Origin of the sequence: Stieleria bergensis, assembly GCA_007745635.1 — a bacterium.
GTDB classification, from domain to species: domain Bacteria; phylum Planctomycetota; class Planctomycetia; order Pirellulales; family Pirellulaceae; genus Stieleria; species Stieleria bergensis.
In genome coordinates this window covers 3,449,004-3,459,602 of the sequence record CP036272.1, presented here as the reverse complement: position 1 = coordinate 3,459,602, position 10,599 = coordinate 3,449,004, and the positions used below count along the sequence as shown (strand labels likewise).

Below are 10,599 nucleotides of genomic sequence, written 5' to 3'. Positions count from 1 at the left end.
CGAACTTCAACGCAGGACAGTCCCGCGCTGTTTCGCGCACACCCAGCAGCCCGCGAGAACGACGCTTGGTCCGACTCGAAGTTCGGGGTCGATCGTGCTGCGAGGTGCTTATCTTGGCTGAGTCCCTTTCCTCGACAGACTCCGCGGCCGGTTCAGTTCCGGCGTTGTTCGCCTGTGTCGGCAGTACTATGGACTCATCCGACTTCCGATCAGCGTTCATGGCAGCCTTTCCCGCTGGACGGTTCGCTGCCCGCACTGGATACTTGCCAGTGGCCGATCGGATCTCCCGGTTCTCGCGATTGAGATTTCCACGCATGCGCAGGTTCTCGTGACTCCGCCGTGTCCGATGGGTTCTCGCCTAATGACGAACCCATCGGTGTTGCCTTCCCCATAGAGGGACCAGGTCGGCACACGGAAGTTCAGATTTCGGAGCTCAATAGCTGGCCTGCGTTTCCCCCCTTGTCGGACGCTCAGCACAGATCGGTTACCCTCTCTGCACCTCCGATGGAGGCCATAGCAGTTGGCTAGACTTTCTACGTAGGACACTTTCATTCCCTATCTCAATCCGGTTTTATCCCGGCACTCCCCTCACCTCGCTTAGGCTCGACTCTCCCGCCAGCGGGAGAGTGCAGTCGCGTCTGTTAACAACACGCTCCCGCTTGCGGGACGATGATGTTTCGCGGCCTGCGGTTGGCGTTGCCACATTTTTTTGGTGCGTGCAAGTGCGGCACCCTACGGTTTTGCGATCAGCCGTTTTGGCGGTTATCTTGCGTGGGCCGGGGGAATGACGACTGCGACCGGTGTCGCTCTAGGTTGTGTATTCGCTGTTGAACGTTACATAACTGGTGGTCAGATCGCTGGTGATGTGATTCGATTTCCCAGGTCCGCTGCCGACGATCAACTGCACGTCAACCTGTTTTTGATCCTTGATCGCCTGGCTGACAGTCGCTTCGTCAAATGCGGTTGGGGCACCGTTGTGGTACAGCTGATGCCCTTCGATCGTTAAACAGGTTCGATCGGGATCAATTTTTGGGCCGGCATATCCGGCGGCGCTGACAATCCGTCCCCAATTGGGGTCACAGCCCGTCAACGCAGTTTTGACCAACGGGCTGGCACCGACGGTGCGAGCAATCAACTCCGCATCTTCATCGCTCTGTGCACCGCTGACCTGCACGTTCATGATTCGCTCGGCGCCTTCGCCATCAGCAGCCAGTGCGATCGCCAAGGGCTGCGTCACCGAAATCAAGGCCTCTTGAAATGCCTGTTCGTTGGCCTCGGTGATGGCTACTTCGCTGGCTCCGTTGGCTAATAGTAGTTGCGTGTCATTGGTGCTGGTATGGCCATCGACGCTGACTCGATTGAACGTGGCGTCTGCCACGGACTTGGCGAAGCGGCTGGCTTGCTTGGTTGTCAGTTTTGCATCGGTGATGATCAACGCCAACATGGTTGCCATGTTGGGATTGATCATGCCCGCTCCCTTGGCCATCGCTGCAATGCGAATCGTTTGGCCATCCAGTGAGACCTCGGCGCTGGCCACTTTGCGCGAAAGATCAGTCGTCAAAATAGCGTCTGCAGCGCCTAGGAAGTCTTCTTCTTGGTCGCCCAAGCTGTCGTGGGCTTTCTGGATGCCTTCGGTGACCTTGGGCATCGGCAAGTGATGGCCGATCACTCCGGTGCTCATGACCAAAACAGATTCTGGCTTACTGTCTAGCAAACCTGCGACGTGTTGGCACATTGCTAAGGCGTCTGTTTGACCTTGCTGGCCGGTGCAGGCGTTCGCGTTGCCACTGTTGGTGACGACAGCGCGAATGGTTTCGCTGGGGGTTCGTTGACGGCAGATCTGAACAGGAGCAGCGACAACTTGGTTCTGTGTGTAGACACCCGAGGCAACGGCTGGGACATCGCAGACGACCAAGGAAACGTCGGGTTTTTCGCTGGCTTTGATCCCACAGGCCACTCCGGCAAAACGGTATCCCTTGGGAAGTCGAATCGTACTCATCAGTTACTCAGTATTCCGCAGGGGTGTAAAAGGCCGTCAAGAAAGAAGCGATGGTGTGAAACGCTTGTGAACAGACGCTCGCAGGCCCTGTTTTAGCTCATTTTTATCTTGGGACAAACCCGGGCCCGTGAAGGTTCGCAGACCTCCCCGGAGCGAAAATCATTCCCTGATTCCGGGAAACCAAGCCGCCGTCCCTGCGGCGGAGGTGCTTTCAAACGAGCCACGCGTTGCCTTGTTCGGATAATCTAGGTAAGACGGTCGTGCCGGTGGCGACCGATTCCCCCGTCTTTAAAGTCCGCGTGGGGAAGCTAAACTGTTTGCTCGTGCCACACTTTGTTTTGGTTACCCCGCCTTTGATCAGCTGCGTTTTGATCATTTGGGCTTTGATCACCCGGACACCCCGTAGTCCCACGAGTCACGATGAATTCAAATCCGGCGTCCGGTGATCTTCCAACTGCTGATACATTGGCACGTGATCCAGCTGACGCGTGCTCGACAGCGAATGACGCCGATGCTTCAGCAGCAGTGGTTTGCTGTCGTCACCTGAGCAAGCATTACGGATCCTATCAAGCACTGGCGGATTGCAATCTTTCCGTCCCTGCTGGGACGGTGTTTGGTTTATTGGGCCCCAATGGAGCCGGGAAGACCACGTTGATTCGCTTGTTGCTTGGATACTTATCACGCAGCGCCGGGACGGTCACTGTTTGTGGACACGATCCCGCCATCGATTCAGTGGCCATTCGCAGTCGCACCGCTTACCTGCCTGGGGATGCTCGCTTGCCGCGGCATATGAATGGAAAAACCGTCCTCAAGTTTTTTGCTGAGATTCATCCGGGGGGAAATCTAACACGCAGCCTTGAGCTCAGTGAACGATTGGAGCTAGACACGAAACGCCGCGTGGGTTTCATGTCCACGGGCATGCGACAGAAACTGGCGCTAGCGACTGTGTTGTCCTTGGACTGTGACTTACTGATCCTTGATGAACCGACCGCGAATCTAGATCCCACCGTTCGTTCGACGGTTCTGGACTTGGTCATGGAAGCCAACGCGGACGGGCGGACGGTCATCCTCAGTTCACATGTTTTGTCCGAAATCGAAGACACCTGCCATCAAGTCGCGTTTCTTAAAGCGGGGCGTTTGGTCAAAGAATTGCAAATGGCTGACCTTTTTCAATTGCACCGCGTCAACGGGTTCGTTGCCGATCAAGACGCGTTTGACGGACTCAAGCACAGCTTGCCAGCCTCGCTGGCCGAACAGATTCAAGTGAAGCCGTTGGGGATTCGTGATGGAATGGGGATGGCAGTTCAGATTGACACCGCTGGCGACCTGAATCCTTGCTTGCAATGGCTGGCAGATCGCAGTCTCCAGCGAGTGCGCATCGAGCCCTATGGATTGCGGAACGTCTACGATTCGGTTCATGGCATCCAGCCCAAGAGTTCAACGTTGTATCAAAGCCAAACCGCTGGCACTCCTGCGACTCAGACGGCCGGAGGAACCGAATGATCAATCGCATTCTGCTGAAGAGCTACATTGGCCAAGGACGCCTGCTGCTTTGCTCGCTGGGATTGGTGCTGTTTGCCTTTGCTTGGGTCCGAGTCTGGGTGGTGAGCTTGGTCAATATGGGGCAGTTCGAAGCCATCTTGGGGCAGCTCAAAGACTTTGAACGCTTCTCTCCTGTCCCCTTCGAGATGCTGGTCACGTATCGTGGACGGGTGGGGCTGACCTATGATGAACCCATTGTGATCTTGTGCGTGGTGGTATGGGCGATCTCCCGAGGCAGTGATGTGGTCAGTGGTGAGATCGGTCGCGGCACCATGGAGATGTTGCTTGCCCAGCCCATCAGTCGTTTGAAGCTGTTATTCACCCATGCGCTGGTGTCGACTGCGGGATTGGCATTGCTGTGTGCCGCTGTTTGGGCCGGCATTGCGGTCGGAGTGAACGTGACGACGGTTGATGCAACCATTCCTCCGCCCTCGGTCCAAGTGCCGTTCTTTGGAATCAACTTGCCGGTCTCATTTGGAGAACCGCAGATCGAGTCGTTCTACCTGGTCGAGAAAGTTGACCCAGCAACGTTTGCGGCATCGACGTTCAACCTGTTTGCGTTTGGCTTCTTCTTGCTCGGACTCTCGACGCTGTTTAGTTGCTTCGACCGGTTTCGCTGGCGCACCATTGGATGTGTGATGTCTGTGTACGTGGTCCAGTTGATCATGTTTGGGCTCGGAAAAGCAGCCGAGGTCATGAGTTGGTTGGTCCGTTGCTCGTTCTTCAACTGTTATCAGCCACAGATCATGTCCATTCTGTCGTCTCCAGAGAGCGAAGTGAGTCCCTGGAGTCTGACTGAGGTGCCTGAACAGACGATGATCCCACCGTTATTTTTTCCGCTGATTCTATTGACGCTTGGGATCGTCAGTTACCTCGTTGGCGCGGTTCATTTTAAGAGGCGCGACCTTCCCGCCCCGCTGTAATCGCATCGGTTAGACGGTGTGGTGAGTGCAAGCACGGCACCCTATCGAAGGACTATGAACCTTGCAGGCACCCAGGTGTCTACTCGGCGAAGGTGCTTTGGATCTGCACGGCCATTTTTCCGGCATTGTCACTTGGATCGATATCGTACATGCGAAAGAACAGTCGACCGGTCTTGGGGGCTTTAAACTCATGTCCTGGACGGACCAGAAAGGGGCGTCCTTTGGTAAGGTCCTCTGGGCTGGTGGCAATGATGCCGATCAGGCTGCCAAGTTTGACGCGTTGGTCCGGGACGCGCATCTCGTTGGGAATCTCGATGCCTTCGGGACCGGTTTCATGAACCAGTGTCCAGGTGCCACGCACGTCTAACATGGCTGGAATGCCTTCTTGCAAGGTCACGCCGGAGTCCTGCCAACCGAGATTGGCTTGCACTTCGGTAAATTTTTTGTCCTCTGTTTTCTGAATCTGCAGCATGCGTGCCAGTCCGACTTCAGCCTCCTCCAGGTTGGGCACCAGGCGATTCATGGCTTCAAAGACTTCGCGAGCCTTGTCGTACTGTTTTTTGCGCTCGTACTGCGTGGCCAGCTTTTCCGCTTTGATGATGAATTCGCGATGCAACGAGAGCAGTTCGGGATCGTTGGGCAATACAGGCGCGTTTTCGGCCGCCTGCTTGGCTTGCTGCTCCATTCGACGCTTCATTTCCGCCTGCTGTTGCTGCAATCGCTTTAGGTTTGGCGGCTGTGCCTGACTGGTCGATTCCCAACCAAAGGTGGCAAGAAAGCATGCAGCGGCTACAAAAACGCTAAGCGAGTGAGTGGACAAGCGAGAAACGTTCATAGAAATAGCAGTGGTGAGAGAGGATTCGTTCGGTTTGGGGAAGATGATGGCGCGTCTATAGCATTCTAACTCGCCAAAATAGCGATTGGGATGATGGAAAAGAACCCACCAAAAATGGAAGAATGCCGTGGTTGGTCGTCTGGTAAATGCTGCGTCTGGTAACGATTGCCCGCCCTTTATCATCAACCGTTGGATCACCCTGGCGGGCTATGCCCACGCTAGAGGGGCGTTTCTGGGGTTAAGCATCAGAAAACCGTTGGCAGCACGTTTCCTGAACTGCAGTGTTTGCTAGGATAGATTTTGGCAGAGAATGGCTCGCCGTTCATGGGGAGCTGTCACGACACCAAGCAAACTTGTCGTCGGGACGCCACGGCTTGCACGCTGAAAAGCAACATTGGAATAACAAACAGAGATGTCGAAGGGACTTTTCACTCAAGGGATGTGCGTTCTATTTGATCGCGCCGTCTCGCTGGAACAATTGCGACAACAACTCAAGATCTTTGAGTTCGTTGGTGTGCAGGAAGCGGGTGTTGGAGAACCGACGCAGCAGACACTTGTCTATCAGTTTGCCCCGGACAGCGCTGGTCATTTACTGGTCACCATTGCCGACACGCCTTGGGTTGACCCCATTGGCGATCCCACCGCAGACCCGGATCAATTTTTGGCCTGGTCACTCGGGCAACTCGGCCCGTTGGCCTATCCCGGATGTTTGGAACGTGCTGTTGAACAAACTTGGGATTGGCCCGAGGCAGAGAGCAAAATCGCCGGTCACACCTACCACGTTCGCCTGCTGATCAGTTATCTGATCGGAAGTGACGAAGACGCCGAGGAAGGTGAATCTCTGGAGGTCGGACTGGATGATTTCGACAGTGAGTTCTCGCTGGATACGGAAGATGACGGTATTGACCTGATTCCCGCTGCCTACGACCCGTTGAAAGAGTTGCAGTTCATGATGCGCGGTATTTCGCGGATCATGCAGATCCCTGGCGCGGTTTGCTACTTCAACCCTGGCGGTGAAGTGCTGGCCGATGAAAGCACATTGCGTCGCGGGCTGAACGAGGCCTGGAACCTGGAACGACCGCCGGTGGAAATGTGGACGAATGTTCGCATCTTCAATCTGGACGGTCCCTGGATTCTGATGGATACGGTGGGGATGGGACAACTTGATTGCCCCGACTTAGAAGCGGTGTTCCATCGCGATCAGCTGCAACCGGCTCAAGTCGAAGCCTTCCTGCGATCGGGGACAGGCCTGCAGATTCAGAACGCTGCCGACTTTTCCGATGGCGATGTGGCAGAGGGTTCAGCGGGTGTCGTCTGGCGCGCAATCGAATGCGAAGAAGGACTCTCCGATCCACCTCGTGAAACCGTCCGCTGGGTGCTGAACGAAGGCCCACAACCGCCGGAAACGTTGCTGAAATCAAAAACGGTGACGGAAGACTATGACGGCTTCGATCCCGATGATCTCGGTGAAATGCCTTACTAGCGTTCTGCGGTTCTATCGCGACAACGAACGCAGTGACGTATAGCCAATGGCGTTGATCGGGCGATCCAGATCTCGCTGCAAGGATCGCTTGAGTTTTAACTGATGGTCGTTGGGATGGATCGACACTCGAATCGGTCGTCCACTGGTCTTGCTCCACAACCAATTGATGCGATTGAAACTGGACACGCTGACGGCTCGGAACAGCGTGTCCGCTTCGTAACCGGTTAACGGCAATCGCAACAGTCGTTGCTGATTGACGTCGATGACTCCGGCCAGCGTCTCGACCATTTGGAAGGGGCACTCACGCAGTGCGTTTAGGCTGATCGAACCCAACGCCCAAGCGGGCGGCACGTAGAGTTCGGGCACTGGCAGCTGATGTTTAGAGAACCAATCAGCACAGTTATCAAGCAGGCGTTGAATGCCGGCTTCGTCGAGCGCCAGATGCTCGGCCACGTCACGCGAAATCAGCTTGCTGTGTAGCCGGTGGTACAACCCTTGAATCCTGTCACAGTGATGCACCCAGCCGTGCCCGGCCAGCTGGATTCCTGAATCGGCCCAAGCCTTCAATTGAGCGATGTCCGTTTCTGCCCATTCTTTCCCGGGCACAACCAACAGGGTCATCCGCTTCACAGCACTCTGGCGGCACATCAACAGCAGCTCAGTCACCTTCGCCAATGTCTCTGGCATCACATCGTGGATCGAAACCAAAGCTAACCGATCAGCCGTGGTTTCTTCAGCGGTTTCAAAAACCAAGTCACGAGAGGCTGTTGCGTGATCTAACGCGTAGCTCGAAGAGGACTCCAGATTTACCATAATAGTACATGCTAGCTACGTGCTGTCCCAGCATCTCCATGCTGCGGACTGGATCGCGATTCGGACGACTCGGTCAGCACGATTATAGTTCACTCTGGCTGCCGACGGATTCTCCGGCGGCTGAAGAAGCGGTGACGGACTCGCCGAACGCGGTATCGGCCAGGAAACGCAGCCAAACGCGGACGGTGTAATCGTTGAAGTCCCTTGTCGCGTCCCAGCTGCGAGCGGCGATTTGGTTACGACGTTCTCCATCCATCTCCATTAGTCGGCAGATGGCGTCTGCAATGGTCTCATTTTGCTCGATGAAAAACAGTCCCTTGCTGATTGAGGGCCATTTTGCGATCCCACATTCGCGGCGAACGAGCACATAGCGGCGGCGAGTCAAGGCCTCCAAAGCCACTGTGCCGAAGGTTTCCACTTGGGAAGGCAACAGCAGAATGTCCGCTCGATCCATCTCCTTGAGTACATCTTCACGGTCCTTCCAGCCCAGAACATCCAAGTTGTCCACCTCTGCGGCACAAGCATCGACACGGCCGCGCTGAGGGCCATCACCGACTACGGTAAAATGAGCATGAGGAACTTGGCGAACACATTCTAGTAAGGATGAAATGCCTTTCTCGGCTGCCAAACGGCCAACAAAGACAACGCGATTGGGTTTCTGTTGCGGTTCGGTGGCTGGCACGTTGGCAAAGCACGGTGCGATCGGCGTCCCCATCACTCGCACGTTGTCAGCCCCCATCCATTGAGCTTGCTCAAACGCGTCGCTGTTCATCGCAGCGACGGCTGCCGATTGACGCATCACCATGGCGTACACCTTGGACAATGCCCAACCGGTTGGTCGGGCAAAGATGCTAGGCCAATACATCGACAACAGTTGCTTGAAATTCGTATGGTGCACCACGACGAAAGGGATCTTGTTGGCAACGGCGTACTTCCAGGCAAAGTAAGAAAATGGACCGATGGTTGGAATCACGATCAGGTTTGGCTGCATCGCATCCAGCTTGGCTCGCAACGTTTTCTTGACGGGGAACGAAACCCGCTGGCTGCGATCGCCCGGCATGGGAACGCTCCATGATTCCAGCTGCGGATCTTTTTCGGGGCCAGGGCCGATGACTTCAACACAGTCAACTTCTGGCTTTAGGTATTGAATCAAATCCTGGTAGTAAGTGCCAACACCATTGCGTCCCGCGATGGCGTCGGAAATGATGGCGACGCGAACGTGCTGGAACACCTTGCTGCCGGGGGACGAGTCAATGGACTGGTCCGTGCTATGAAGAGATAAGGCTGAGTCTGTCATCGTCGTTCTCATCGTGGGGAATGGTCGTCTCTGGGCTCGTTTCGCTAGCCATGGACGACCGAGGGGACAAACGGTTGGTTGCGAAAAACTGCTGCTGCAGTTCCGTCGCGTTCAATCCAAACTCTGACAATTGGTAGTGATGCTGACTACGGTATTGCCGCGCGGCCGCACAGGCGGCCTCGATCCGTTCAACATCGTTGTCGCTGATGTCGTACCCAAAGCTCTGCAACAGGGACAGCAGAGCTTCCGAGTCCGCTTGGATCAGTTCCCGGTAAGGGATCAACTGGTACTGGTCGGGATGAACGGTGTCCAGGTACTGATCCAAGAGATGCCAGTCATCACGCAACAGTTTGACAAATCCTGTGACAATGCGGGGATCGGTCACATCGTGGCCGAACAGGGCAAACCCATCTCGCAGCGAACTGAGCTGCGAGGGAACCGATTCCACAGGGTCACGGCGAAGTCCAATCAGACGCATGTCGGGAAAGGTCTCCTGCAATGAATGCACCCAACCAGTGAAGCTAGGGTTCTTCGAAAGCACGGTTAGGTCGTGGCCGCGAAAAGCAAGGTGCCGCTGCAGCAAGCCTTTGTAAGCAGCCAATAACCGTTGACGCTGCGAATGAGACGCGTGGTCGATGTTTGCCAATCGCCAAACGCTGGGGTGGAACGGCCAGATAAGCACGGCAAGGAAACAGCCACCAAACGGAAGCAGGCCCAAGTAGTCTTCTTCCGGTGATTCCAACGAAGTCGCATGAATCGCGGATTGGGTTCCGCCGAACTTTCGCTCCGCAAACCTGATTAACTTCTTAGCAGGGCTACCGATCAGTCGGTCCATCCATGCCAGTCCGGCGATCAAGTATTTCTCGCAAAGCGCCGGTGCCAACAGCAGTTCCCAGAGCGGCATCGACGTGAACCGATCACTGGCCTGAGCCATTAAACGGTGACAAAGAGTCGTCCCACTACGAGGCAACCCAACGATGAACAATGGAGATTGGACTTGGACCCGCGCTAGCCTGGGGAAAAGAATGCGATCAAACGCAAAGGCAAGCCGGTGAATCACGATCAACGGCAATAACAGGGACATGACTGCGGCAGCCATCACGCGACCGCGAAATCTCTGCCGAGACTCATTCGATGGCGCTTGGTTAACGGCCGACACGGTGTTGTTTGTGTCGTCGGTGACTTGCCGATCAGAATCAGCCAGCGCGCTGGAACTCCGGTCAGTCCCAGACGCTGACTGCGCGATTCTTGCATTGTGATCGATAAGTGAATGGTCCGTCATCTTCTTCCGCCTGTCCCGCACACCGTCGCGGCATGCTGATCGCACGCATCGCTCGAATGCTGCATTGCCGTTGGCAGTGACGTCCAGTATCGCATTTTCTCCGTCCCTTGACTACCAGGATTCAGCGTCCGAACGCCGCTGGGGCACAATATTTCAATGCTCGATGAGAGGGCACTGCGGTGCTGCCTCTGCTTGATTGTTTAACCCCATGCTGTTTAGAGCCATCTGAATCACGGATGTTGCGCTGGTTTTCATCAATCCTTGTTGGATTGCAAAGAATTTCTTCGGCAAACTGCCGGTGCAAGAGGCGTCTTCCACGCGAGTAGGCGGCAAGCGAAGCAGGCATTGTTGCGGCGGCGTCGCACCCCGATCAGTGCTGTTGACGTTGCGGTTTAGCCGGGGTCAGACTTCGGGCATCCGCTGTC

Annotated in this window: 8 protein-coding genes; 3 read left to right on the top strand and 5 right to left on the bottom strand. The window is 55.5% G+C overall.

The window, feature by feature from the left end; genetic code table 11:
* Positions 1–808 precede the first annotated feature (808 nt).
* Positions 809–1,999, bottom strand: coding sequence for a bifunctional glutamate N-acetyltransferase/amino-acid acetyltransferase ArgJ (gene argJ, locus SV7mr_RS11965; RefSeq protein WP_145272269.1), 1,191 nt, complete (start codon positions 1,997–1,999; stop codon positions 809–811).
* 420 nt (positions 2,000–2,419) lie between these two features.
* On the opposite strand from argJ, the gene SV7mr_RS11960 reads away from it, so the two are divergent.
* Positions 2,420–3,502 carry an ABC transporter ATP-binding protein gene (locus SV7mr_RS11960; RefSeq protein WP_145272266.1) on the top strand — a complete coding sequence of 361 codons (1,083 nt, stop codon included), beginning with the start codon at positions 2,420–2,422 and terminating at the stop codon, positions 3,500–3,502.
* Positions 3,499–4,464 carry an ABC transporter permease subunit gene (locus tag SV7mr_RS11955; RefSeq protein ID WP_145272264.1) on the top strand — a complete coding sequence of 322 codons (966 nt, stop codon included), beginning with the start codon at positions 3,499–3,501 and terminating at the stop codon, positions 4,462–4,464. The genes SV7mr_RS11960 and SV7mr_RS11955 overlap by 4 nt, the downstream gene beginning before the upstream one ends.
* Positions 4,465–4,543: 79 nt before the next feature.
* On the opposite strand, the gene SV7mr_RS11950 is transcribed toward SV7mr_RS11955, so the two are convergent.
* Positions 4,544–5,299, bottom strand: a complete 756-nt coding sequence (locus tag SV7mr_RS11950; RefSeq protein WP_145272262.1) for a hypothetical protein — start codon at positions 5,297–5,299, stop codon at positions 4,544–4,546.
* A 412-nt stretch (positions 5,300–5,711) separates the two neighbouring features.
* On the opposite strand from SV7mr_RS11950, the gene SV7mr_RS11945 reads away from it, so the two are divergent.
* Complete coding sequence (locus SV7mr_RS11945) at positions 5,712–6,782, top strand: DUF4261 domain-containing protein (protein WP_145272260.1); 1,071 nt, start codon at positions 5,712–5,714, stop codon at positions 6,780–6,782.
* A 12-nt stretch (positions 6,783–6,794) separates the two neighbouring features.
* On the opposite strand, the gene SV7mr_RS11940 is transcribed toward SV7mr_RS11945, so the two are convergent.
* The 3 genes from SV7mr_RS11940 to SV7mr_RS11930 all read right to left on the bottom strand — a co-directional run bounded on the left by SV7mr_RS11940 (position 6,795) and on the right by SV7mr_RS11930 (position 10,174).
* Entirely contained in the window at positions 6,795–7,595 is an 801-nt protein-coding gene (locus SV7mr_RS11940) for a polysaccharide deacetylase family protein (protein WP_145272258.1), read from the bottom strand.
* Between the two features lie 82 nt (positions 7,596–7,677).
* Positions 7,678–8,892, bottom strand: coding sequence for a glycosyltransferase (locus SV7mr_RS11935; protein ID WP_419188425.1), 1,215 nt, complete (start codon positions 8,890–8,892; stop codon positions 7,678–7,680).
* On the bottom strand, positions 8,864–10,174 hold the full coding sequence (locus SV7mr_RS11930; protein WP_145272254.1) for a sulfotransferase: 1,311 nt from the start codon (positions 10,172–10,174) through the stop codon (positions 8,864–8,866). Before SV7mr_RS11930 ends, SV7mr_RS11935 begins: the two co-directional genes overlap by 29 nt.
* Positions 10,175–10,599 lie beyond the last annotated feature (425 nt).